28 protein-coding genes and 1 riboswitch are annotated in these 25,747 nt (G+C 39.5%); of the genes, 20 read left to right on the forward strand and 8 right to left on the reverse strand.

The features are described from left to right. The first annotated feature begins 35 nt into the window (after nt 1-35). On the forward strand, nt 36-1,604 hold the full coding sequence (gene lsrK / locus C0975_RS06290) for an autoinducer-2 kinase (RefSeq protein ID WP_101775540.1): 1,569 nt from the start codon (nt 36-38) through the stop codon (nt 1,602-1,604). 57 nt (nt 1,605-1,661) lie between these two features. Here the strand turns inward: lsrK and aroE are convergent, their stop codons facing one another. The 6 genes from aroE to C0975_RS06315 form a co-directional block, all read right to left on the reverse strand. Then, on the reverse strand, nt 1,662-2,471 hold the full coding sequence (gene aroE / locus C0975_RS11365) for a shikimate dehydrogenase (protein ID WP_167383041.1): 810 nt from the start codon (nt 2,469-2,471) through the stop codon (nt 1,662-1,664). 3 nt (nt 2,472-2,474) lie between these two features. Beyond that, entirely contained in the window at nt 2,475-3,026 is a 552-nt protein-coding gene (tsaC, locus tag C0975_RS11370) for an L-threonylcarbamoyladenylate synthase type 1 TsaC (protein ID WP_167383042.1), read from the reverse strand. Between the two features lie 5 nt (nt 3,027-3,031). Continuing rightward, the gene (locus C0975_RS06300) at nt 3,032-3,583 is read right to left on the reverse strand and encodes a DNA topoisomerase family protein (RefSeq protein WP_101775541.1); all 552 of its coding nucleotides are present in this window, start codon (nt 3,581-3,583) and stop codon (nt 3,032-3,034) included. Between the two features lie 20 nt (nt 3,584-3,603). Next, complete coding sequence (locus C0975_RS06305; protein WP_101775542.1) at nt 3,604-4,020, reverse strand: type II toxin-antitoxin system HicB family antitoxin; 417 nt, start codon at nt 4,018-4,020, stop codon at nt 3,604-3,606. Between the two features lie 28 nt (nt 4,021-4,048). After that, entirely contained in the window at nt 4,049-4,228 is a 180-nt protein-coding gene (locus C0975_RS06310) for a type II toxin-antitoxin system HicA family toxin (protein WP_101775543.1), read from the reverse strand. 95 nt (nt 4,229-4,323) lie between these two features. Continuing rightward, entirely contained in the window at nt 4,324-4,926 is a 603-nt protein-coding gene (locus C0975_RS06315) for a Maf family protein (RefSeq protein WP_101775735.1), read from the reverse strand. 306 nt (nt 4,927-5,232) lie between these two features. Here C0975_RS06315 and C0975_RS06320 point away from each other — a divergent pair, with 306 nt between their 5' ends. Continuing rightward, nucleotides 5,233-6,861, forward strand: a complete 1,629-nt coding sequence (locus C0975_RS06320) for a DNA recombination protein RmuC (protein ID WP_101775544.1) — start codon at nt 5,233-5,235, stop codon at nt 6,859-6,861. 220 nt (nt 6,862-7,081) lie between these two features. Here C0975_RS06320 and C0975_RS06325 read toward each other — a convergent pair whose 3' ends face one another. Further along, complete coding sequence (locus tag C0975_RS06325; RefSeq protein WP_101775545.1) at nt 7,082-7,408, reverse strand: YnfA family protein; 327 nt, start codon at nt 7,406-7,408, stop codon at nt 7,082-7,084. Between the two features lie 134 nt (nt 7,409-7,542). After that, a riboswitch (TPP riboswitch) is annotated at nt 7,543-7,642 on the forward strand. Between the two features lie 72 nt (nt 7,643-7,714). On the opposite strand from C0975_RS06325, the gene C0975_RS06330 reads away from it, so the two are divergent. The 9 genes from C0975_RS06330 to C0975_RS06370 all read left to right on the forward strand — a co-directional run bounded on the left by C0975_RS06330 (nt 7,715) and on the right by C0975_RS06370 (nt 15,598). Then, a complete protein-coding gene (locus C0975_RS06330) occupies nt 7,715-8,437 on the forward strand; it encodes an ABC transporter ATP-binding protein (protein ID WP_101775546.1) in 723 nt (240 codons plus the stop codon). Continuing rightward, entirely contained in the window at nt 8,437-9,189 is a 753-nt protein-coding gene (locus C0975_RS06335) for an ABC transporter permease (protein ID WP_101775547.1), read from the forward strand. The genes C0975_RS06330 and C0975_RS06335 overlap by 1 nt, the downstream gene beginning before the upstream one ends. A 466-nt stretch (nt 9,190-9,655) precedes the next feature. After that, nucleotides 9,656-10,309 carry a thiaminase II gene (gene tenA / locus C0975_RS06340; RefSeq protein WP_101775548.1) on the forward strand — a complete coding sequence of 218 codons (654 nt, stop codon included), beginning with the start codon at nt 9,656-9,658 and terminating at the stop codon, nt 10,307-10,309. 19 nt (nt 10,310-10,328) lie between these two features. Next, nucleotides 10,329-11,276: an ABC transporter substrate-binding protein gene (locus tag C0975_RS06345; protein ID WP_101775549.1), complete on the forward strand. Its 948-nt coding sequence runs from the start codon at nt 10,329-10,331 to the stop codon at nt 11,274-11,276. Between the two features lie 36 nt (nt 11,277-11,312). After that, nucleotides 11,313-12,107, forward strand: a complete 795-nt coding sequence (gene thiM, locus C0975_RS06350) for a hydroxyethylthiazole kinase (protein WP_101775550.1) — start codon at nt 11,313-11,315, stop codon at nt 12,105-12,107. Further along, nucleotides 12,104-12,913 (forward strand): bifunctional hydroxymethylpyrimidine kinase/phosphomethylpyrimidine kinase, encoded by an 810-nt coding sequence (gene thiD, locus C0975_RS06355; protein WP_101775551.1) that lies wholly within the window; start codon nt 12,104-12,106, stop codon nt 12,911-12,913. Before thiM ends, thiD begins: the two co-directional genes overlap by 4 nt. Before the next feature lie 18 nt (nt 12,914-12,931). Continuing rightward, on the forward strand, nt 12,932-13,594 hold the full coding sequence (gene thiE, locus C0975_RS06360) for a thiamine phosphate synthase (RefSeq protein WP_101775552.1): 663 nt from the start codon (nt 12,932-12,934) through the stop codon (nt 13,592-13,594). Beyond that, entirely contained in the window at nt 13,587-14,891 is a 1,305-nt protein-coding gene (locus C0975_RS06365) for an MFS transporter (protein WP_101775553.1), read from the forward strand. The genes thiE and C0975_RS06365 overlap by 8 nt, the downstream gene beginning before the upstream one ends. Nucleotides 14,892-15,022: 131 nt before the next feature. Next, on the forward strand, nt 15,023-15,598 hold the full coding sequence (locus tag C0975_RS06370; protein WP_101775554.1) for a TIGR00645 family protein: 576 nt from the start codon (nt 15,023-15,025) through the stop codon (nt 15,596-15,598). A 93-nt stretch (nt 15,599-15,691) separates the two neighbouring features. Here C0975_RS06370 and C0975_RS06375 read toward each other — a convergent pair whose 3' ends face one another. Next, nucleotides 15,692-16,489, reverse strand: coding sequence for an IclR family transcriptional regulator (locus C0975_RS06375; RefSeq protein ID WP_174674043.1), 798 nt, complete (start codon nt 16,487-16,489; stop codon nt 15,692-15,694). 212 nt (nt 16,490-16,701) lie between these two features. On the opposite strand from C0975_RS06375, the gene yiaK reads away from it, so the two are divergent. The 9 genes from yiaK to C0975_RS06420 all read left to right on the forward strand — a co-directional run bounded on the left by yiaK (nt 16,702) and on the right by C0975_RS06420 (nt 25,738). Continuing rightward, complete coding sequence (gene yiaK, locus C0975_RS06380) at nt 16,702-17,700, forward strand: 3-dehydro-L-gulonate 2-dehydrogenase (protein ID WP_101775556.1); 999 nt, start codon at nt 16,702-16,704, stop codon at nt 17,698-17,700. 9 nt (nt 17,701-17,709) lie between these two features. Beyond that, nucleotides 17,710-18,186: a NanQ anomerase/TabA/YiaL family protein gene (locus C0975_RS06385; protein WP_101775557.1), complete on the forward strand. Its 477-nt coding sequence runs from the start codon at nt 17,710-17,712 to the stop codon at nt 18,184-18,186. Continuing rightward, a complete protein-coding gene (locus C0975_RS06390; protein WP_101775558.1) occupies nt 18,183-18,665 on the forward strand; it encodes a TRAP transporter small permease in 483 nt (160 codons plus the stop codon). Before C0975_RS06385 ends, C0975_RS06390 begins: the two co-directional genes overlap by 4 nt. After that, on the forward strand, nt 18,662-19,942 hold the full coding sequence (locus C0975_RS06395) for a TRAP transporter large permease subunit (RefSeq protein WP_101775559.1): 1,281 nt from the start codon (nt 18,662-18,664) through the stop codon (nt 19,940-19,942). The genes C0975_RS06390 and C0975_RS06395 overlap by 4 nt, the downstream gene beginning before the upstream one ends. A gap of 19 nt (nt 19,943-19,961) precedes the next feature. After that, nucleotides 19,962-20,948 carry a TRAP transporter substrate-binding protein gene (locus tag C0975_RS06400; protein ID WP_101775560.1) on the forward strand — a complete coding sequence of 329 codons (987 nt, stop codon included), beginning with the start codon at nt 19,962-19,964 and terminating at the stop codon, nt 20,946-20,948. Between the two features lie 79 nt (nt 20,949-21,027). Further along, the gene (locus C0975_RS06405; protein ID WP_101775561.1) at nt 21,028-22,545 is read left to right on the forward strand and encodes a sugar ABC transporter ATP-binding protein; all 1,518 of its coding nucleotides are present in this window, start codon (nt 21,028-21,030) and stop codon (nt 22,543-22,545) included. A gap of 42 nt (nt 22,546-22,587) precedes the next feature. Next, nucleotides 22,588-23,637, forward strand: coding sequence for an ABC transporter permease (locus tag C0975_RS06410; protein WP_101775562.1), 1,050 nt, complete (start codon nt 22,588-22,590; stop codon nt 23,635-23,637). A 40-nt stretch (nt 23,638-23,677) separates the two neighbouring features. After that, the gene (locus C0975_RS06415; protein WP_101775563.1) at nt 23,678-24,787 is read left to right on the forward strand and encodes an ABC transporter substrate-binding protein; all 1,110 of its coding nucleotides are present in this window, start codon (nt 23,678-23,680) and stop codon (nt 24,785-24,787) included. A 63-nt stretch (nt 24,788-24,850) separates the two neighbouring features. Then, nucleotides 24,851-25,738, forward strand: a complete 888-nt coding sequence (locus C0975_RS06420; RefSeq protein WP_101775564.1) for an SMP-30/gluconolactonase/LRE family protein — start codon at nt 24,851-24,853, stop codon at nt 25,736-25,738. The last annotated feature ends 9 nt before the right edge of the window (nt 25,739-25,747 follow it).

The raw sequence follows: 25,747 nt of genomic DNA on the forward strand, positions 1-25,747 counted from the left end.
GTTCATTTTCCTTCCTTCATTTAGAGGAGAATACAATGAGCAATCAATATCTTATGGCACTTGATGCAGGCACAGGCAGTGTACGCGCTGTTATTTTCGATCTTGACGGAAATCAAATCGTCGCAGCCCAACGCGAATGGACTCATCTGTCCGATCCGAATATCCCCGGATCTATGGAATTTGACTTAAAAAATAACTGGCAATTGGCTTGTGCCTGTATCCAACAAGCGTTACAAAAATCTCAAATTCCAGCAGAACACATTGCTGCTATTTCGACTTGTTCTATGCGTGAAGGCATTGTGTTATATAACGAAAATAAAGAAGCAATTTGGGCTTGTGGTAATGTGGATGCACGTGCGACAGAAGAAGTTAATGAATTAAAAACGCTTTATAACTCTACTTTTGAACAACAACTTTATGCGATTTCAGGACAAACTCTTGCCTTAAGTGCAGTACCTCGTCTACTTTGGTTAGCTCATCATCGCAGCGATATTTATCGTCAAACCAAAGCGATAACCATGATTAGCGACTGGCTCGGTTTTATGCTCAGTGGCGAACTTGCCGTTGAACCCTCTAATGCGGGTACCACAGGTATGCTTAATTTAAAAACGCGTCAATGGTCACCTGAATTATTAGATATGGCTGGGTTGAATTCCGATATCCTCACACCAGTAAAAGAAACGGGGGAAATTTTAGGAAAAGTGACCGCACTTGTTGCGCAGCAAACTGGTTTGAAAGCAGGCACACCTGTCGTTGTCGGTGGTGGTGATGTACAACTAGGTTGTATTGGCTTAGGTATCACTGAACCCTCACAAGCTGCAGTCATTGGTGGCACCTTCTGGCAACAGGTAGTGAATTTGCCTGAAGCAGTAACCGATCCTGAAATGAATGTACGCATCAATCCACATGTTATCGCCCCATTAGTCCAAGCAGAATCAATCAGTTTCTTTACAGGTCTAACGATGCGCTGGTTTAGAGATGCATTTTGTGAAGAAGAAAAATTATTAGCCGAACGCTTAGGTACCGATGCTTATACCTTACTAGAACAAATGGCTGAGCGTGTGCCTGTCGGTGCAAATGATGTCATACCAATTTTCTCTGATGCGATGCATTTTAAATCTTGGTATCATGCGGCCCCCTCTTTTATCAACCTATCCATTGATCCAGAAAAATGTAATAAACCCGTGCTATTTCGCGCATTAGAGGAAAATGCCGCGATTGTTTCTTCTTGCAATCTTGATCAAGTGGAAAAATTCTCTGGGGTCAAACTGACCTCAATTGTCTTTGCTGGTGGTGGCGCAAAAGGCAAACTTTGGAGCCAAATTTTATCTGACGTAACAGGGCTTGTGGTCAATATCCCTGTCGTTAAAGAAGCGACGGCACTCGGTTGTGCAATTGCCGCAGGTGTTGGTGTAGGCATTTATCCATCCTTGACTGAAGCAGGTAAAAAGTTGGTCAAATTTGAACGTCAACATCAACCTAATCCAGCGAATCATCAATTATACCAAGCGCATAAAGCTAAATGGGCAGATGTGTATGCTAAACAATTACAACTTGTTGACAGTGGGCTGACAACCTCTTTATGGAAAGCCCCAGGTTTATAAAACTAACCAGCAAAAACCCAAATACCGCCTCCAAGTGCGGTATTTTTTATCCCTATTTTAAACAAGGGCTTTATCCAACAAAGTCTCAAATTCAGGCATGACCCCACGCCATAATTCAAATGCATGAGCTGCCTGACCGACTAACATCCCAAAACCATCACTGACGTTTTGTTTACCAAGCTGTTTGCATAAAACCATAAAAGGAGTATCACTCTCTTTCGCATACTGCATATCATAAAGTGCGGTCGCTTTTTGCAAAATTTCAGAGTTGATGTGCACGGTTTGCCCGTGTAATCCTGATGAAGTCGCATTAATAACCAAATCGAATGGTTGCACAGGAATATCGCTAAGTTCCACAGCATGAATTTGACCATATTGAGCAAATTTTCGTACTAACTCCTCTGCTTTACTCAACGTACGATTGGCTAACACAATGTTTTGTTTAGCTTGTAATAACGGCAGTAGTACTCCTTTAGTGGCGCCACCCGCCCCTAAAATCAACAGATTCTGTTCTGGTTGAAGCCAACCTAAACGTTGTAAATCACTGACTAAACCTGCACCATCCGTGTTATCTGCGTACAAACGCCCATCTTCTAATTTTTTTAAAGTATTACAGGCTTCCGCCGTTAAACAACGTTCACTGTAAACATTTGCTAACTGAAAAGCACGTGCTTTAAAAGGCGCCGTAATATTACAACCTAAAGCACCTTGGGCAAAAAAAGTTCGTATTTGTTGTTCAAAGTCCTGTTCATCACCTAACATTGCCACATATTCCATCTGTTGTTGAGTTTGGTCAGCAAAAATTTTGTGAATTTGTGGCGATTGACTTTGGGCAATGGGATTACCCCATACCGCATATTTATCCATCATTTATCCTTGTCTAAACAATTGATTGGTAAAAAGATCGCGAATTTCGGAAGGATTCATCGCCTTTCCTACTGGCAAATCCAATACAGGAAAATCGTCACCAAATTGAACCATAACCTCTTGTGCGTTACGACATGGTGGTAATGTAGTTAAATTCGCACTGGTCGAAGTTAGCGCAAAGCCAGCTAATTCACACAGCTGCCTCACAGCTTCATGTTGACATAAACGGACTGCAATACGATTAAATTGCCCTGTTAGAAACTTAGGTGTCGTACTTTTAGCAGGTACTACCCAAGTAGTTGGGCGATCATATTGCGCTTGTAACCGTTGCCAATGTGCTTCTTCAAAGCTTGAAGTGTCAATAAATGGCAATAAATAGTTTAAGTTTGGAGCAACTAAAATCAGTCCTTTCTCGATTGGACGTTGCTTCAAAACTAATAATTTTTGTACCGCACTTTCACTGTTAGGGTTACAGCCGAAACCAAAAACGGCTTCCGTCGGGTAAGCAACTACATCATTCTGTTTAAGCCGCTCTACGATTTGTTGAATATTCATTAAAATTAAATTTCCGAGTCAAAAATATGACGGCAGCGTTTATTTGCACATTGAAATGTACATTGATGTTTAGTTTCGTTTTTCACACTACAAACTGGACTACCGCACGCAGGACAAGCCACTAAATAGGGCTTACTGGGTAAAGTAAATTTACACTGGGGATATTGATTACAACCATAAAACACCTTGCCTTGACGCCCACGGCGAGCGACTAACTCACCTTTTTGACATTCAGGACAAGGAATGTTTTCTTGCGCCTGTTCTTCAGGCTCATCATGCACTACAAAGTGACACACTGGATAATTACTGCAGCCAATAAACATGCCAAAGTGTCCTTGCTTTAACACCAAATGATACCCACATTCAGGGCATTGTTCCGCCAACACTTTAAGCACTTTGCTTTCAGAATACGAATGCAATGGTTTGAGATAATCGCATTGAGGATAAGCAGAACAACCTAAAAACAACCCTTTCTTCCCCTGTTTTAATTGCAATAATGCATGACACATGGGGCAATATTCTGCATTTTTTTTATATTGGAAAAGATGTTCTGTCATTGTCCTGCCTAATATATTGGTCAAGTACGGCAATTACTTAATACTTTATTGCTTGCTACTTGCGCTAAAAAATGACTACGATTTTTATATTCTGGATTTTGAGCCACAAATTCATCAATACGTTTAATTAATAAACTCGGCAAAGTGACATTAATTTTTTCTGTTTTTCCCATTAAATGGGTCAAATCAACCTCAACTAAAGCAAAAATAAAACCGGCAAATTCAGGATTATTCTGATGATTTTGAATTGCACTTGGTTGAGGAATATTGTCACCATCCTCTAACATACCTTCAATATGAAAAGCGATTGCCTCTTTAGCATTCAAAAAAGCGTCTTCTAAGGTATCTCCAGCTGAAAAACACCCCGGTAGATCTGGCACAATAACACCATAAGCATGCTGGTCATCGCCCATTTCAATAGCAATTGGATATAACATATTTTTTCCTCTTTGATATGAAGCGGGATCACAGCCCTGCTTGTTTTAAAATTGATTTTACTGTTCTAATATCTAAGTCTTTTTTGGGATGAGGAATCGTCACACGTCCTGTTTTAATGCGATGTTTAAATTGATAATGACTTCCTCTGACTGCGACAAGATACCAACCGTCTTTTTCAATTTGTCTAATTAGACTTTTACTATCCATTGATTAAACCTCCCTGTTAACCAATAGGGTTATAATAACCCCTAAAGAGAAGATTGCAACTTTTTTGTTTTAGTCAATTTATCAGCTCTCTACAGTTAAAATAAGTCAACCCCAAACTCTTTTAGCAATTCAACTGTTTCAAATACTGGCAAGCCCATAACACCACTAAAACTTCCTTCAATACGTTCTACAAATACCCCGCCAAGTTGCTGAATTCCATAAGCTCCCGCTTTATCCATCGGTTCACCTGTCGCAATATAACCTTGAATTTCATCGTCCGTTAAAGTTTTAAAATAGACTTGTGTGATTTGGACCGCCGTTTTTATTTGCTGCTGATCTGCAAGACAAATCACTGTAATGACTTGGTGTGAACGTCCAGATAAAGCGCGTAACATTTGTGCAGCGTCTACCTTATCTTGTGGTTTGCCTAAAATGTTGCCATCTAAAATCACTGAAGTATCTGCCGACAGAAAAGGTAAGTACGACGCATCTTGTGAAAGATTGTCTTGCTGCCATTTCTGTCGCGCGACTTGGTTTTTCTCAACTGCCATACGCAACACATAATCTTTGCCTTCTTCATTTAGTCGTGGCGTTTCATCAATTTCACAACTAAAAATCTCAAATTGGAAACCTAAGTTTTGTAAAAGTTGTGCGCGACGAGGGCTGCTAGAAGCAAGGTAAAATTGAGGATTAATCATCATATTTTTCATTCGTAAGTTATCTAGATTATAACTGCAATATGTTCCATCTCTGCAAGTAAATCACTATCAATTTCTTTTCCATTGTGGTGCCGTTTACCTATATTGCTTTAATTTGCCGCTGACTCTCAAACAAGCGACTCCAAATAGGTTGTTGCCAAAGTTGTCAAATTTTCCTCAGAATAACAGATTGCCATAACACATTAGAATACCGAGAAAATGAAAAAAGATTATAACCCGTTAGGATAAATCCGCCAGTTTCCTTTATACTTTAATCCTTAGTTAATTTTATCGGAAAGGGTTAATATGCTATCTGAATTGACTTCATCACAATTTCTGCTGATTATTGCTGGTCTCGTGATTTGTTGTGTCATATTATTATTTATCAGCGCTCGTCGAAAACGTGATAGTCAGGAACTACAACAAGATCTCAATAAAACAATTGAAGATTTCAATCAACTATTAACCAAATTTGAAACATCCCAACAACTAAAAAATCAATTAGAACAAGCTGTTGTCAAATATCAAACAACTGCGGAAGGTTTACAAATACGCTTAATTGAACGTGATGAAAAATTAAACTATTTACAACAAGAGCTTGATGAACAACAAGTACGTCACGCTCAAATTTCAGAAAAAATCACCGCACTTAAAGAGCGTTTTGGTATCGCCACTGCGCAAGCAGAAAGTTTGCAAAAACAACTCGAGCATAGTCAAGCTCAGTTTAGTCACAAAGAACAAGAAAATCGTGAATTAATCGCCAAACTGACCACACTTTCACAAGAACTCACCGAACTCAAAACTACACTAATAGAAAAAGAGAAAAATTTTGCTGAACAGCAACAAAATATTGAGCAAAGTAAGCAACAACTTAGCATAGAATTTCAAAATCTAGCCAATCGTATTTTAGAAGAAAAAAGTCGTCATTTTAGTCAAAGCAATCAGACCGCGTTAGATAGCCTACTTAAACCCTTCCGTGAGCAAATTGAAGGTTTTCAAAAACGTGTGAATGAAATCCATTCAGAATCAGTAAAAGGTAATGCCGGTTTAGAGGCAGAAATAAAAAAAGTATTGCAAATCGGGCTCACTATGTCGCAACAAGCCGATAATCTGACTTCTGCTTTAAAGGGTGAAAAGAAAACGCTAGGTAATTGGGGTGAAGTACAGCTGGAACGAGCGTTACAATTGGCAGGCTTAATAGAAGGACAACATTACACTGCACAAGCACATTTTAAAGATAATGAAGGTAAACATAATTACCCCGATTTTGTGTTAAATTTGCCTGACAATAAGCATTTAATCATTGATAGTAAAATGTCATTAGTTGCTTATGAAAATGCAGTGAATACGGAAGATGAAATAACTCGTCACAGTAAATTACGTGAACATATTAAAGCGATAAAAAATCATATCGATGACTTATCACGTAAAGATTATAGCAACTTAATTGGCATGCGCAGCCCAAATTTTGTTCTGATGTTTATTGCCCTTGAACCTGCTTATATCGAAGCAATGAAAATGGAGCCAAACTTATTTAATTATGGTTACGAGAAAAATGTTATTGTCGTTTCGCACACTACTTTAATGCCTATTTTACGCACAGTTGCAAACTTATGGCGAATCGAGCGAGGGAATAGTGAAGCTAAAGAAATTAGTGCTCGAGCAGGTGACATTTATAATCAAATTTGTTTAATTGCAGAACGTTTGAATAAGCTTGGTAACAGCATTTCTACAGCCAGTACACATTACAACAGCACAGTAACCGCGCTTATTGGGCAGCAAGGCTTAGTTGGAAAAGTTGAACGTTTTAAAGCACTTTCTGCAAAAGCCAATAAAAATATGCCTACCATAGAATTATTACATAATGATATCGAGAACGAACGGTTACAAATGGTAAAAGCAGAAGAAAATCAAACCGAAAGCCAAACGAGTTAATCTACTCAATAAAAAAACAGCAGTAAATATTAACTTGTTGCTGCTGTTTTTTAACTTTATTTGATTTGTAATTCCACATACTGCTGACGAATAATGTCCTTAAATCGCTCACTCGCCAACACCCAGTCGATAGGAACGAGAGGCATCCAATTAAAAAAGCTCGCGAAAAATAATAGTCGCTTTTTATCATATGCAATTTTATTTCATAAAATGACTCTCTTTAACCCGATTTCTCGGTAAACATAATTACTGCCATACCTATTAAACAAAAAGCAACGCCTAACCAATCCTGCCAGCGTAAAGGTTGACCATCAACTAACCACAGCCAAATCAGTGCTACGCTAATATACACTCCACCATAAGCTGCATAAATTCGCCCACTTGCGGTAGGATGTAAGGTCAACAAATAAACAAATAATGTTAGGCTAAGCGCAGCTGGAATCAGTAGCCACGCGCTTTTTTCTTGACGTAGCCATAAATAAGGTAACCAACAGCCAATAATTTCAGCTAATGCAGTTAAAATAAATAAACCCAAAGTTTGTAGCATAAACTATCCTTAATCATTCACTAAAATAGAATACTCTGCTGAAGAAATCATCACAACTAAATTAAATAATGTGATATTGTTCACAATTCTTTAATAAATTACTTCTCTTTTTAACTAACTTAGGTAGCCTTATTGCACTTTAGTCGGGGTGCTTTACAAAATAAGTAAAGCTGAGATGATACCCGTGAACCTGATACAGCTCGTACTGACGTAGGAAACTAATTATGCCAATACTTCCCCCTTTTCTTTTATCATTTTCTATTTTTCAATTATTTTTCTTGCAACGCTGAATGAATGGTTTAAACCATGAATGCCGTTGAAATTCGTAATTTAACTTTGCGTTATAATCAAGCGCCATTATTTGCTGATTTTTCTTTTTGCTTGCCCAAAGGAAAATGGATAAGCTTACTCGGTGCATCTGGTGTGGGAAAATCAACGTTATTACGTGCGATTGCAGGATTAGAAAACACTGCTAAAACGCAAGGCGAAATTCATTTCCCACAAGGGGGAAAAGTCAGCTACATGGCGCAACAAGATGCGCTCTACCCATGGCTATCTGTTTTAGATAATGTCCAACTCATTCATCATTTGAACAACACAAAAAATGCAGCGACAATCGCTAGAGCTAAACAATTACTTACTGCAGTAAACATGGACAACCACCAACATAAAGCCTGTTATTACCTGTCTGGCGGACAACGTCAACGCATTGCACTTGCTCGTACTTTAATGCAGGAAGCAGAAATCATTTTAATGGATGAACCTTTCTCGGCATTGGACGCCATCTCTCGCTTACAATTACAAAATCTCGCTCATACCTTATTGAAAGATAAAACCGTATTATTTATTACACATGATCCACAAGAAGCTATTCGTTTAAGCGATGAGATTTATATTTTGCAACATTATCCTGCCACGTTATCCACTAAAATTTCACCTATAGGCGATACACCACGAGAACTCGTGCAACACGATTTATGGCAATTACAACAATATCTACTTAACCAACTGATGCAGGGCGCAATTTGATGAAGGTGATCTCCCTAATTAAAGTCGCTTTTTTAGCTTTATTTTTACTCATTTGTTGGCAAAGTGCGGTCAGTTTTTTTGCTATTCCACATTATATGTTGCCGCCACCAACAGACATCTTAACGCAACTGAGCAGTCGCTATGATTTACTCTGGCAGCATGCACAAGTCACCATGTTAGAAATCGGTTTAGGATTGAGTTTGGGTGTTATATTAGGCTTAATCTCCGCGCTATTACTCAGCCTATCTCCCCATTTATCCGCATTGTTATTGCCATTACTCGTTATTTCACAAGCTATTCCAGTATTCGCTATTGCACCCTTATTGGTGCTGTGGTTTGGCTACGGTCTTGCCTCAAAAATTGCTATGACTATCTTGATTATTTACTTCCCTGTCACCGCAGCCTGTTACGACGGACTACGCAATACACCAATGCAATGGCTCGAATTAGCTAAAACCATGAAAACTTCACCCATTGCAATGCTATTTAAAGTCCGCCTCCCCGCAGCCCTTCCCTCTTTTGCCTCTGGATTACGTATCGCAGTTTCTGTCGCCCCTATTGGCGCAATTGTAGGCGAGTGGGTCGGTTCTTCGCAGGGATTGGGTTATTTAATGTTACATGCAAATGCACGCATGCAAGTCGATTTAATGTTTTCAGCACTATTTATCTTGATGCTGATAAGTTTAACACTGTATTTCAGTGTGGATTATTTACTGAATAGATGGATCCCATGGATAAGATATTTGAAGTGATTTCACTTTTCTTTGTTTGGGCAAAGATAGATCAGCAAAAGGTAAATAAGCGCTTTTGAATAGCATTTTAACAACAGCTCACTGGACAAACGAAGCAAATAAAAGTTGCATAGATTGAGGGTCTTTATTTCATAGTATTGACCTAATGGAAAATTCAACGCTACAGAAGTAGCAAAACAAGAAACAGAATAAAGTGCTTTTAAAGTGCGGTCATTTTTTTAAAAATTTTAAAATCTCACCGCACTTTTATAACCAGCTAACTCAATGAAGCCTTTGTGTAAGCTGCCTGCTTGGAAAAGGCATTTTTAAGGAAATAACATTACGTAACGAAGTGAAAGCAACTTATTTATTGTTAAAAAATTCCTTTTTAATCAAGGATAAGCTACTTAGTCGGGGTATACCTTTCTTTTGCACAAGTAAAAGAAAGTAAAGATGAAACCTTACGTTAAAAATGATAGGAAACAACATGTCTACAACACAACAACTCATCAACAACGCAAGCCAATATTGGCAAACATATATTCACCATCCCTTTGTACAACAACTTGCCAACGGCACATTGCCGAAAGTCTGCTTTCAACACTATCTCAAACAAGATTATTTATTTCTGTTTCAATACAACCGAGCATTGTCACTGGGGATTTATAAAGCAGAAAATTTTGCCCAAATGAAAAACGCACATGATGCAATTGGCGCATTGTTGCACGAAATTCAGCTGCATATTCAATTTTGTGAAAGCTGGGGAATTGATGAAAAAACTTTATTGAGCACTGAAGAATCTGCTGCTTGTGTGGCATATACACGCTATGTGTTAGACATAGGCATGACAAACGGTTTAGCAGAACTTTACACAGCTATTGCGCCTTGCGCCATTGGTTATGCGGTGATAGCCAAACATATCGTGGAAAGTGATATTAGTCCTAAAAATAATCCATATCAAGCATGGATTGATGCTTATTCAGGTGAAGAATTTCAAACAGCTGCACAAAATACTACTAACCTATTAGACACACTGTGCGCAAATTTAACTGATACACAGATAAAGAAATTACAACATATTTTTAATACTGCCACCCGAATGGAATCTGCATTCTGGCAAATGGGCTTAGATTTAAGTTAAACAAAGTAGGAGAAAGATGATGCAAAAATTAGTTAAAAATACACTCACTCTGGCACTCGCAATGGGAGTCAGTTTTTCCGTATCGGCAAAAGAAAAATTGACGTTATTACTCGATTGGTTCGTCAATCCAGATCACGCAGCCATTATTGTCGCGCAACAAAAAGGCTATTTTGCACAAAATGACTTAGAGGTTGAAATTATTGAACCTGCCGACCCTTCTCTTCCCCCTAAACTGGTTGCCGCTGGTAAAGCAGATTTAGCCGTTGATTATCAACCACAACTGCAAATTCAAGTTGCCGAGGATTTGCCATTAACACGCGTTGGTACACTGATTTCAACACCACTTAATAGCTTGATTGTATTAGAAAAAAGTAATATCAACAGTTTAGCTGATTTAAAAGGCAAAAAAATTGGTTATTCCGTGAGCGGTTTTGAAGATTCTTTGTTAAAAGCAATGCTCAAATCAGCTCACTTAACAGATAAAGACATTGAAATGGTGAATGTGAATTGGTCCCTTTCACCTTCTTTAATTAGTGGTCAAGTTGATGCCGTCATTGGTGGTTTTCGCAACTTTGAACTGAATCAAATGCAATTAGAAAAACATCCCGGTCGTGCATTTTATCCAGAAGAACATGGTGTGCCTATTTATGATGAGTTAATTCTTGTTGCAAATAAAAATAGCATGCCAACAGAAAAAATCAGTAAATTTCTGACCGCACTTGAGCAAGCAACGACTTACATCCTTAATCATCCGACTGAAGCTTGGCAAGCTTTCGTTGCTTACAAACCGAAAGAACTCGACAACGATCTCAATCGTTTAGCTTGGCAAGATACCTTACCTCGTTTGACATTACGCCCTCGCGCATTAGACAGTCATCGCTATGAACGTATGGCGGCATTTTTGCAAGACAATGGCTTGACGAAGATGATTAAACCATTGAGTGATTATGCAGTAGAGATTAAATAATTTTTACAAAATGTCGACACAAACAACAAACTAAATATGAAAAACTACCTAACTAAAATTAAAACTCAAAATCCCCTTATCCACAATATTACTAATGTGGTAGCAGCAAATTTCTCTGCCAACGGATTACTGGCTATTGGCGCCTCACCGTTAATGTCGGCAGCGATAGAAGAAATGGACGAAGTACCTCGCATTAGTCAAGCTTTAGTGATCAACATCGGTACCTTAATGGGTAAAGAGGTGGCGGCGATGGTATTGGCGGGGAAAACTGCAAATGAAGTAGGGATTCCTGTCGTACTAGATCCTGTGGGCGTTGGAGCCACTACTTTTCGTAAACAAACGGTGACAACACTCCTTAAAGAAGTTAACTTTGCAGCAATTCGAGGCAATGCAGGCGAGCTTGCGACAATTGCTGATGTTCACTGGCTAGCTAAAGGAGTAGATGCTGGAACAGGCAAGGCTGATTTAGCAGAAATCGCACAAGTTGTTGCACAGAAATACCACTGTGTCGCAATGATCAGTGGCGCAACAGATTATTTAAGCGATGGACAGCGCCAAGCACAAATTCATAACGGTACTCCTTTATTACCTAAAATTACTGCTTCAGGCTGCTTATTAAGTGCTATTTGTGGTGCGTTTTTATCTGTAGCTCAACCAGAAGACTATTTTCATGCCATGTTAGAAGCTGCAACAACTTATGCTATTGCAGGAGAACTCGCAGCACAAGGTTTAAACCCAAATCAACATGGTCAATTCTACATTCACTTATTAGATCAATTAGCCAGTATTACTCCACAACAAATTTTACAATATAAGAGGATTTCCCTATGAGCATTGCACAAGCATTAACAATTGCTGGTTCTGATAACTGCGGTGGTGCAGGTTTTCAAGCCGATTTAAAAACTTTCCAAATGCAGCATGTATTTGGTATGACCACTATTACAGCAATTCCCGTCCAAAACAGCATGGGCGTATATGCAATCCATGCTGTCCCGCTTGATATCATTGAAGGACAACTCAAAGCTATCGCCGATGATTATCATATCTCTGCCTTCAAAATTGGGATGTTAAACAATTCAGAAACTATTGAATGTATTGCTAATGCGCTGAAAAAATATGATTTTGGCAAAACGGTATTAGATCCCGTGATGTATGCCAAAAATGGCGCGCCTTTACTACAACCAAGTGCAGTAGAGGCATTGAGAACTCATTTAGTACCAATGGCAGAGGTCATCACACCAAACATCCCTGAAGCAGAAGCATTAACAGGCATCCACATTGTTGATGATGAAAGCGCAATACAGGCTGCACAAGTTTTGCAGCAAATGGGAACAAAAAATATTGTGATTAAAGGGGGACATACTCAAGATTCGCAAAGTGAAATCTGCCGAGATTGGCTTATTACACCAACAGAAATCTTACATTTAGATAGCCCACGTTTCTATACCAGACATACTCACGGTACAGGTTGTACTTTCTCGGCTTGTATCGCTGCTGAACTCGCAAAAGGACATGATGTTGTCGCGGCAGTAAAAACAGCAAAAGCATTTATTACCGCTGCCATTAGTCATCCACTCAACATTGGTCATGGTAATGGTCCAACAAACCATTGGGCATATTCTCAGCTTAATAAATAAGTACATTAAGGAGGAACTATGCAAAATGTACAGGCATTCATGCGCTTATATTTCATTGCAGGGACACAGGACTGTTTGCATGTAGAGGGTAAAGCAACAGAAAATTTACTGAGTATTTTAGAGCAAGCCTTACAAGCAGGTATTACTTGCTATCAATTCCGTGAAAAAGGCAAAAACGCTTTACAAGATCGACAAAAAATCAAAGCACTTGCTATAAAATGCCGCGATCTTTGTCACCAATATCATGTACCGTTTGTAGTAAATGATGATGTGCAATTAGCTATTGAAATTGGTGCCGATGGTATTCATGTTGGACAAACTGATATGGCTGTAGCTGATGTAGCAGCACTTTGTCATAGCAAATGTTTCATTGGTACCTCAGTTAATACACTGCAACAGGGATTTGCCGCTCAAGCTAATCCATTAATTGATTATTTTGGTACAGGCCCAATTTTTCCAACCCAATCGAAAGAAGATCCTAAACCTGTTGTTGGTGTCGATTTTGTGTCGACCATTCGTCAAAATGGTATTGATAAACCTATCGTCGCTATTGGTGGTATTACTGTACAAACTGCGGATTTACTACGCCAAAAAGGTGCCAACGGTGTTGCAGTTATTTCAGCAATTACCCAATCTCACAATATTAAACAAACAGTACAGGAGTTGCTGGGTAATGCATAATAATCCTCGTCAAGTTGCACTTGCTACTATGGTGGGTACTGCAATTGAGTATTTTGATAATTATATTTATGCGATGGCAGCCGTATTGGTGTTTAATCATCAATTTTTCCATAGTGCCGATCCAATTAGTAATCAACTTGCTTCGCTTTCGACTTTAGCGCTTGTTTTTTTTGCTCGCCCTTTTGGTGCCATATTATTTGGTCACTTTGGTGACAAAATTGGGCGTAAAAAATCCCTCATTGCTTCACTGCTATTAATGGGCGCCTCCACTGTCGCGATTGGGCTATTGCCTAACTACGCAGATATCGGGATTTGGGCGACAATTTTACTTTGTGTATGTCGTATAGGACAAGGTATCGGACTTGGCGGTGAATGGGGCGGTGCCGCATTAGTTGCCATCGAAAATGCACCAGCACAAAAGCGAGCATGGTATGGTATTTTTCCACAACTTGGTGCGCCAATTGGCTTATTACTTGCTAATGGCGCCTTTTTCGCTGTAGGTCAATTTTTCGGGCAGGCTGCCTTAATTGAATGGGCTTGGCGGATTCCTTTTATTGCCTCTGTGTTATTAGTGGTTGTTGGTTGGTATGTACGGACTAAAATCCACGAAAGTGCGGTCTTTTTTGAGGCAAAAACGCAGCGAAAACCCCATACTTTCCCCGTTAAAGCCGTGTTTACTCAACATCTTAGCCCCTTTATTACTGGTGTATTACTTGCTGTTGCAGGTTATGTTTTATTCTATATTTTGGCAGCGTTTACACAAATTTATGCAAAAAGCCCAACAGATCTTTCACCTGCGGGTCATTCAATGGGGTTGGGCATGCCGGCAAGTACTTTTACTGCTTTTTTATTAATCACATCTGTGATTTTCGCCATTGCGATCGCTTTTTCAGGGATCTGTGCAGACAGAATTGGACGCTGTCGTTTAATGCAATATGTCAGTGTGGCAACAATCATTTTCGGACTTTGCTTACCACTGTTTTTAAATAACGGCACACCAAGCAGTGTTTTTGCTTTCTTAGCAATTGGCTTTGTGATTATGGGCATGTCTTTTGGCCCTATGGCGGTATTATTGCCCGAGCTTTTTCCAACAGAAGTACGCTATTCCGGCGCTTCATTAGCCTATAATGTCGCTGGCATTCTTGGTGCAAGTGTTGCAACAATGGTCGCAATAAAAATCAATGCTTATTTTGGTTTAAATGGCGTTGGGATTTATTTAGCCCTAAATGCGCTAATTTCGTTAATTGCCCTAAGCTACATCAAAGAAACTAAGCAAATCGATTTGCAAGCAATCTAACTTATCAACAACAGTGCGGCGAAATTTGTTCAAATCTAACCGCACTTCTAGCCTACAGAAAAACCCATTGAATTTTCCGCTAAAAACAGGTAAGTTTCACGACTCATTTAATTCACTAAAATTAACTCAACATGGAACAACAATCTCAGCAACACCCCATAAAAGTAAAATCACAACGTTATAAACCACGTCAGCATCATGCCCCTAATATCATTAGCCAAGTCATCTTTGCCAGCCGTTGGCTGCAATTACCTATTTATTTAGGTTTGATCATAGTACAAGGGGTATATGCTTATAAATTCATGAAATCATTATGGGAGTTAATGACTAATTTACAAAGTATGGATGCCAATATGATCATGCTAGCGGTACTCAATCTCATTGACGTTGTGATGATTGCTAACTTACTGGTTATGGTGATTGTGGGTGGCTACGAAATTTTTGTCTCCAAATTACGTACTAAAGATCATCCTGACGAACCAGAATGGCTCAGTCATGTGAATGCTTCAGTACTTAAAGTCAAACTTTCAATGTCGATTATCAGTATTTCATCCATTCACTTATTACAGACTTTTGTAAATGCCGCCAATATGGATGAAAAAACCATGATGTGGCAATTATTCCTTCACTTAGGCTTTTTAGTTTCTGCAGTTGCCATGGCATATACTGATAAAATCCTTTACAGCACGAGTCATAAAGGACATTAAACAGAGAATCAAAATAAGTTTGAAACATTTGAAACAACAAGACCTTCAACCTGCAAACACAGATTGAAGGTCTTTTTTTAATCATGAGCAAATTTATGCGCCTAACTCTTTAGAAATTGCGTGAGTTGCTTGCTTTAAATGGGTTAACAATACTTCTTTACCAATCTGATTTAATCGGGCGGTAGATAAAGAAATTGACACCGAATAAGCGACATGACCATTAATATCAAATATCGGGCAAGCTAAACAGGTTACCCCCGTTTCATTTTCTTCATTATCCATTGCGTAACCTAATTCTCGAATCTTATTTAGCTCTAACGACATGGCAACTGGGGTCACAATAGTATTGGCAGTTAATTGTGTTATATTCGCTTGATTCTTGTCCCAATAATCCTCTAAAGCATGCCCTTTTTCATAGGCCATAAAGATTTTTCCCATGGCTGAGCAATAGAGTTCTAAACGCTGGCCAATATATGCCCGAGTACGCATCATACCTGTAGTAGGTTCAAGTTTATAAATCATCACAGCATGATGATGGTCGCGCATCGATAAGTTGACTGTTTCGCCTGTATCTAAGTTAAGTTGCTCTAAATAAGGCGCGGTAATATTCAAAATATTCAAAGAACTTAAGGTTTTTTGCCCAATCATTAAACATTTCATCGTCAAACGATATGCGCCAACTGTATTTGCCGGTTTCACATAACCACAGGCTTGCAATGTTTGTAACATGCGATGTGTTGTACTTTTATTGAGATTTGATAATTCAGAAAGTTTAGCTAACGGGCAACCATTGGGAAAATTACTTAAAATATCAATCAGTAACAAACCTTTGATTAAACTTTGGTTACTGCTAGCTCTTTTATTTTTATCCGCTTCTTGCATCCTTTTCATTCCTAAATAGCCTATTTTGCGTGAGTTTATTCTAATGAGATATTGCCAAAATAAAAATGAGATCCTGATCACAAAAAATGAAAAAATTTATATCTATCTGATTTATAAAATTTTTTATTTATGCTTTTCATTTGCGTACAAATTTTATTCAGATTATAATTTTTTAAAACGCCATTTCAATATATGAAACAGATTAACATAGTGAGGGCAATATGAAGGTCAGCTACGAAACACTCAAGCAAGAATTTAAACGTGTATTACTCGCAAGAAATGTCCGTGAAGATATCGCTGAAGAATGTGCAACGATGTTTGCAGACACCACCGAATCTGGTGTTTATTCCCATGGTGTCAATCGCTTTCCACGTTTTATCTCACAGCTCGAAAAAGGCGATATTGTTCCTGATGCGATCCCCACAAAAGTACTTTCTTTAGGCGCAATTGAACAATGGGACGCGCATCAAGCAATTGGTAACCTGACCGCCAAAAAAATGATGGACCGCGCAATGGAAATTGCCGATCAATTTGGTATTGGTGTAGTCGCACTCAAAAATGCGAATCACTGGATGCGTGGTGGCGGTTATGGCTGGCAAGCTGCGGAAAAAGGCTATATCGGGATCTGTTGGACAAACTCCATTGCCGTTATGCCACCTTGGGGAGCGAAAGAATGCCGTATAGGTACAAATCCATTGATTATTGCTGTACCAACCAATCCGATTACCATGGTCGATATGTCCTGCTCAATGTATTCTTACGGTATGTTAGAAGTACATCGTTTAGCTGGTCGCCAAACCTTTGTGGACGCAGGTTTTGATGATGAAGGTAATCTCACCCGTGATCCCGGAACAGTAGAAAAAAATCGTCGCTTACTGCCAATGGGCTTCTGGAAAGGATCAGGCTTATCTATTGTATTAGACATGATCGCCACACTGCTTTCTAATGGTTTATCTGTGGCGGAAGTGACAGAAGAAAAAGATGACGAATACTGTGTTTCACAAATCTTTATTGCCATTGAAGTAGATCGTTTAATTGATGGTAAAACGAAAGACGAAAAACTCAACAAGATTATGGACTACGTCAAAACGGCACAACGGGCAGATCCTGAAGTTACAATTCGCTTACCTGGTCATGAATTCACTACAATTCGTGCCGAAAATAAAGCCAATGGCATCCCAGTTGATGAATCTGTTTGGGAAAAAATTAAATCCCTATAAGGAAACGCTATGTTTTTCGGTCATCTCTCTCAAGTTGATAAAAAACACTATCCAGCCGCAATTCAGATTGCACTGGATTATCTTACCAGCACCGATTTTGATCAACTCGCTGTCGGCCGTTATCCGATTATTGGTGAACGTATCTATGCGCAAGTGTTAGATCTTGAAACCCAAGATAAAGCAGTGATTCAACCTGAAGCACATCGTCGCTATATTGATGTGCAATACCTACATCGAGGCTTTGAACGTATTGGTGTGAGCATTGATGTAGGCAATAATTCTATTGCGCAAGATTATGACAATGAACGTGATATCGTCTTCTACCAAAAGGTAGAAAATGAAATCGAACTCATTATGCGCCCGGGTCATTTTGCTGTATTTTTTCCTCAAGACATACATCGACCAGCCTGCCTTGATCAGCAATCAACCACAATCCGTAAAGTGGTGGTAAAAATTGCAGTAAGTGAATTAGAGGTGGCGTCATGAAATCACTTAGTTCAGCGATCACTAAACTATTAGAGGCATTAGTTGTCATTATTTTAACGACTATGTCTTGTTTAGTGTTTCTTAATGTTGTGTTACGTTATGGCTTCAATAGCAGTATCAATATTACTGAAGAAGTGTCGCGTTACTTATTTGTCTGGCTGGCTTTTCTCGGTGCAATTCTCGCATTTAACGAAAATCGCCATGTCAATGTCACCATGTTTACTTCTCGCTTATCACCACATAAACAAAAGATCTTACATTTATTTACCGATAGCCTGATGCTGTTTTGTTGCTATCTTTTGATTACTGGCAGTTGGGTACAATTTAAACTTAATTTAAACAATATGGCCCCCATCTCAGGGATACCAACTGGCATAACCTATTTAGCCAGTTTCATTGCTGGTTCAGCCATTGCCATACTGCTTATCATTCGGCTCTTTGCCAATGCTAACCACCTAATTAAAGGAGAAAGTAAATGACAGTTATCATCTTTCTTTCCGCGCTGTTAGGTGCCATTTTATTGGGTATCCCTGTCGCTTTTTCCTTATTATTGTGTGGCGTCGCGTTGATGTTGCACTTAGACTTATTCGATGCACAAATTCTGGCACAACAAATTATCAGTGGTGCAGATAGCTTCTCATTAATGGCCATTCCATTTTTCATCTTAGCAGGTGAAATTATGAATGAAGGTGGCTTATCAAAACGCATTATCGATTTACCAATGAAGTTAGTTGGTCATAAACGTGGTGGTTTAGGTTTTGTTGCAATTCTTGCGGCAATGATTATGGCAAGTTTATCAGGTTCTGCAGTAGCCGATACCGCTGCAGTCGCCGCAATGTTATTACCTATGATGAAAACTACAGGCTATCCATTAGATCGATCTGCTGGTTTAATTGGTACTGCGGGCATTATTGCGCCAATTATTCCACCTTCTATTCCATTTATTATCTTTGGTGTCGCCAGCGGTGTATCTATTACTAAACTGTTTTTAGCGGGTATTGCGCCGGGTATCCTAATGGGAATTTGTTTAGGTGGCTTATGGTGGTGGCAAGCGAAACGTCTTAATCTCATGACATTTTCTAAAGCCAGTAAAGAAGAGCTTTGTATTTCCTTTAAAAACAGTATTTGGGCATTAATGCTACCAGTCATCATCATTGGTGGTTTCCGTTCTGGTATTTTTACCCCAACAGAAGCAGGTGCTGTAGCAGCGTTCTATGCATTGATTGTTTCGCTGTTCGTTTATAAGGAATTAAAAATAAAACAATTGTACAACGTGATTTTAGCAGCAGCAAAAACGACCGCGGTCGTCATGTTTCTGGTTGCCGCCGCACAAGTCACAGGTTGGTTAATCACCATTGCAGAATTGCCACACATGATGACAGAATTGTTAGAACCCTTGATTGATACCCCGACTTTATTACTGATTGTCATTATGCTGTCTGTTTTTGTCATTGGTATGGTCATGGATTTAACGCCGACAGTATTAATTCTTACTCCAGTACTCATGCCATTAGTTGAAGAAGCGGGAATTGATCCTGTCTACTTCGGTGTGCTGTTCATTCTTAATACCTCAATTGGACTCATCACACCACCAGTAGGTAATGTCCTTAATGTCATTACTGGCGTTTCTAAATTACCTTTTGATCAAGCTGCAAAAGGCATACTGCCATACTTATTGATGATGATTGCATTGCTCTTTGCTTTCATTTTCTTCCCAGCCTTAATTTTAACGCCACTTAGTTGGCTACAACCTTAAATCGTCACAGGAGAACATTATGAAACTATTCAATCTCAAAACTCTCGCAGTGTTAATGGCAGGTATGGCTGTATTTGCTGGCAGTACAAGTGCGGCAACCACATTACGTTTTGGTTATGAAGCACCGCGTAGTGATACTCAACATGACGCCGCAAAGAAATTCAATGATCTTCTAAAAGAAAAAACAAAAGGGGAAATCAAACTCAGCCTTTTCCCTGATAGTACCTTAGGTAATGCGCAAACTATGATCAGTGCTGTACGAGGCGGTACAATTGACTTAGAAATGTCAGGCTCACCGAACTTTTCTGGGCTAGTACCGAAATTAAACGTGATTGATATTCCGTTTATTTTCCAAAATCGTGAGCATGCTTATGCGGTATTAGACGGTGAAATTGGTCAAGGCTTATTAAAAGAATTAGAAGCACAAGGCTTAAAAGGTCTCGCATTTTGGGAAGTGGGTTTCCGTTCTTTTACCAACTCAAAGCACCCAGTAAAAACGCCTGATGATATTAAAGGGTTAAAAGTACGTACGAATCAAAACCCAATGTATATCCAAGCATTTTCAATTTTAGGGGCAAACCCTGTACCAATGCCATTATCAGAGCTTTATACAGCGCTTGAAACACGTGCCGTTGATGCACAAGAACACCCAGTTGGTATTGTTTGGTCTGCTAAATTATATGAAGTACAAAAACATTTAAGCTTAACTAATCATGGTTATACACCATTAATTGTTGTCATGAACAAAGCCAAGTTTGATGGACTGTCACCTGAATTACAAACTGCCCTTGTCGAAGCTGCAAAAGAAGCAGGCGCTTATCAACGTCAACTGAACCTTGAAAATGAAAAAGGTATCATTGAAAAAATGCAAAAAGCGGGCATTGAAGTGATTGATAGTGTCGATACAAAACCATTTAAAGCAGCCATTGAAAGCGAGGTACGCAAAGCATTCATTGAGAAAAATGGTGATGATCTGGTCAAACAAATTGACGCATTAGCAAAATAAACCCGTTCAGCGGTCGAGTGCAAAACTTTTGCAAAATCGACCGCACTTTTACTCATTCCTCATGAAACAGGAGGAACCTATGGTGACCACTGAACAGTCTCCAATCCTTCAGCTACAACATATCGTGAAACGATTTGGTAGCCATACCGCAGTAAATGACGTCAGTCTTGATATTCATCGAGGCGAAATTGTCGCATTACTTGGCGAGAATGGTGCAGGTAAATCAACCTTAATCAAAATTCTTGCTGGAATTTATCCACGCGACGAAGGTGAAATTCGCTTTCATCAACATAAAATTCAATCTGCGCAATCACTTTCTCATACAAACAAACAGCCTATTGCATTTATTCATCAGGATTTAGGCTTGATTGAATGGATGACAATTGCCGAGAATATGGCATTCGTGATGGGATTTCCGCGCTGCTTTGGTTTAATTGATTGGAAAAAAATTAATCAACAAGCACAAGATGCGCTTGATTTTGTCGGCATCCATCTTTCTGCACAAACGCGCGTCTTTGATTTAAGCCGTACAGAAAAAGCATTATTAGCCATTGCACGCGCCATTGCAGTGAATGCTGAAATCTTAGTATTAGATGAGCCAACCGCCTCGCTGCCCGCAAGCGATGTTGAACACTTATTCGTTGTTCTCAATCGTCTACGTGCACAGGATGTTGGCATGATTTATGTCACTCATCGTTTAGATGAAGTGATTACGCTTTCCGATCGTATTTTAGTGATGCGCGATGGTCATCCTGTCGCAGAAGGTCCCACTAAAGACTACGACGTGAAGTCATTAGTCAAAGCCATTGTGGGTGAAGAAACAAGAGGTAAACAACGCGAGCCATTACCTAAAAATACACCAGAGGTTTTACAACTCAACCATGTTGTGGTTGGCGATACAGGTCCTGTTTCCTTCAGCCTACGGCAAGGCGAAATGATTGCACTCGCAGGATTACGTGGTGCAGGGCAAGAAGAAATTGGGCGTTTATTATTCGGGCTACGTGAGTTAGAGAGTGGACATATCCGTTTAAACGGTAACACATATCATGTAGATTCGCCTCGTGATGCGATTCATAAGGGCGTTGCACTAGTTGCTGGTGACCGTATCCGAGAAAGTTTAGTGATGTCAATGACAACCACAGAAAACCTGTTTATCAACCCAGTATTAAGTGGTCATTCACCGTTAAAAAATTATGCCCGCAAAGAAGAATGGGCGGAAAGTTGGTATAAATTCCAGCTCTTTGATATTCGACCGAAAAATTTATTCATTGATGTCAGCGCACTCTCTGGTGGTAATCAACAAAAAATTGTGCTTGCACGTTGGATGCATCTCAATACGCCAGTATTAATTTTAGAAGATCCTACTGCGGGTGTGGATGTTGGTGCACGTGCAGAAATTTATGACTTATTAAATCAAGCATTGAAAAAAGGCATTGCTATCATTGTGATATCAAATGATTTTGAGGAAATCGCTCATCTTTGCAACCGCGCGTTGATATTTAATCGTGGCGATATTGCAGGTGAATTATTCAATGAACAAGTCACGTTTGCTAATTTACTGGCGTTAGCCTCTGATTCAACAGCCAGCATAAATTAATTTTCATATTTTAGACCGCACTTAAACAAATAGGAGAGCATCATGGCTCAAACAAATATCAAATCAACTGCATTAGAACAGCCCGTATCTATTGCGCGTGATGGCTTTGCGGCGTGGTTTTCCCAAATGCTCACTCGGTATGGTTTATTATGGCTATGTTTCTTACTAGTCATTCTTTTCTCTGTGACGACAGATTCTTTCGCCTCAATGTTAACGCTAAATGCAATTTTAGAAAGTAAATCAAAAATTGCGTTACTTGCACTCGCCGCGACCACCACTATGATCGTCGGCAAAATCGACTTAAACGTCGGTTTCGGTATTGTCCTTTGGCATATTTTAGCCATTACTTTACAAGTCCAATTTGGCTTTTCATGGCAAATGGCGACTATTACAGTCCTAATCGTGGCTGCTATTTACGGTTTACTCAATGGCATTTTAGTTGCCCTTGCTGATATTGATAGCTTCGTCGCGACATTAGGTTCTGGTACAGTACTATATGCCATCGCCCTATGGCACTCAGGCGGTCGCCAAATTGTTGGTGACTTACCTGATGGTTTTATTGCAATTAACAGTACTGAAATCATTGGTATTCCGATCTCCGCCTTTTACGTATTAATCATTGCGATTGTAATGTGGCTTGTGACTGAACATACCCCAACGGGACGTTGTATGTATGCGGTAGGAGGAAATCCTGCCGCCGCCCATCTGAATGGTATTTCAATTAAGAAATACACGATTGTACCCTTTATTGTTTCCAGCTTAATCACCGGTTTCACTGGTGTCTTAATCGCCGCACAACAAGGTGTAGGTCAAGCCAGTGTGGGTATGGACTATCTTTTGCCAGCATTAGTGGGGGCATTCTTAGGGAGTACCACTATTAAGCCAGGGCGTATCAATGTTTGGGGTACAGTTGTGGGAATTGCTATCCTCGCTATCGGTATCTCAGGTATCCAGCAATTTGGCGGTGCCTTCTGGGTCGAACCATTATTTAATGGTGCCACTTTATTATTATCTATCACAATTGCGGGTTATGCCCAGCGCAAACGTTTATTAAATCAAAAAGCAGTACAAAAGAAAGCAGCAACAAAATAATCCGTTGTTGTGTTAATTGATCTATTGTAAGGAGAACCTTATGAAACACGCTTTTCATCGCAATTTAAGCACGCTAGCAGCTTTAGTCACACTCGCTTTTACAAGCCATGCTATCGCAAACGATCCATTTGTTGCTGAAGCAAAACAACAAGTTGCCGCAGCAACAGCTCAACAAACCACTTGGGATGGTCCAACAACAGGTCCTAAATTACAACAAGGAAAGAACATTATTTTCATTGCTTCTGATATGAAAAATGGTGGTGTGTTAGGTGTAATTGATGGCATGAAAGAAGCCACTTCTGTTACAGGTTGGAAACTGGATGTCCTTGATGGTGCAGGTTCTGTGAATAACCAATTAGCCGCCTTAAACCAAGCGATTGCACGTAAGCCTGATGCCATTGTGATTGGCGGTTGGAACCCCAATGTGGCAAAAATTCCACTCAGTAAAGCTAATAAAAACGGGATTACGCTCGTCACATGGCATGCCACACCAGAACCTGGTCCAATCGATAAATACAACATTTTCTATAATGTGACGTCTGACTCTGACCAAATTGCTAAACTTTCCGCTCAACTTGCGGTCGCAAACTCAGATGGAAAAGCAAAAGTGGTGATTCTCACTGACTCTTTATATGAAATAGCCTTACGCAAAGCCAATGTAATGAAAGAGGTCATTGAGAAATGTAAAGAATGCCAAGTGTTAGAATTTATTGATACCCCACTAGCAGACACCTCAAGCCGCATGCCGAGCTTAACTTTTAGTTTATTACAAAAATACGGGGATGATTTGCAATACACTTTAGCCATCAATGACCTCTATTTTGACTTTATGGCACCGTCCTTGCGCTCGGCAAATAAAGGGCAAATGCCATACAACATTTCCGCAGGCGATGGTTCTGTCACCGCCTATCAACGCATTCGTACTAACAATCATCAATTTGCCACTGTACCAGAACCACTGAATTTACATGGTTGGCAATTAGTAGATGAACTCAATCGTGCCTTTGCTAGCGAAAAACCTTCTGGCTATATCACGCCAGCGCATTTAGTAATCAAAGACAATGTGGCATTTGATGGGGGCACTAACAACCTTTATGACCCACAAAATGGTTACAAAGAAGCATATAAAGCGATTTGGGATGTGAAATAGTTAATCATTGCGGTCGTCAAAACTTTTAGAAAAACGACCGCACTTTCCTAATGAGGAGAGCATATGTTATCAGCCAAAATTGAAGTCTATGACCAACGTTTTTACCAATTAGTTGGTACAGAAGCCAAATTAGAAGAGTTGTTTGATAAAGCGATTTGGGCAGAAGGTCCTATTTGGTTAACCAAACAACAAGCTGTGGTTTTCAGTGATGTCAAAGGTAACACCATGTATCGCTGGAGTGCCCAACAAGGTACTGAGATATTTCGTCAACCATCGCAATTTGCCAATGGTAATGCAGTCGATGCAGCAGGCAACCTCATTACCTGCGAACATGGCAGCCGAGCTATCAGCTTAACTGATCATACAGGCAATGTTCGTGTATTAGTCGATAAATTGGAAGGTAAACGGCTAAATTCACCTAATGATGTGATTGTGAAATCTGATGGGACTATTTGGTTTACTGATCCACCTTATGGTATTTTAAGCGATGCAGAGGGTAAAAAATCACCAAGTGAAATTATTGGTTGTTATGTGTATTGTTATGATCCACAAACTGACGACATCAATATCGCCACTTTTCATGTGATGCGACCAAATGGTTTGGCTTTCTCCGCAGATGAAACAAAATTAGTCGTTGCAGATATGTCAGCTGTAGAATTTGCCAAGGCAGGTTTACATCATCTTGTGGTTTTTGATGTCGAGGACAAACAACTACATAATCGTACAACTATTGCGGAGATTTCGCCGGGTATTCCTGATGGTTTTTGCATCGATCAAAACAATGTGATTTATTGTAGCTGTGAAACAGGATTACTGATTTTATTAATCGATGGGACATTTTTAGGGCGGATTATACTTGATAAAACCACCTCTAACTGTACCTTTGGTCCTGATCAAAAAACCTTGTTTATTACAGCAACCAATAGTCTGTATCGTTTAACCTTTAACTAAGGATAGACT

The organism is Pasteurella oralis, from assembly GCF_002850605.1.
GTDB lineage: Bacteria > Pseudomonadota > Gammaproteobacteria > Enterobacterales > Pasteurellaceae > Pasteurella > Pasteurella oralis.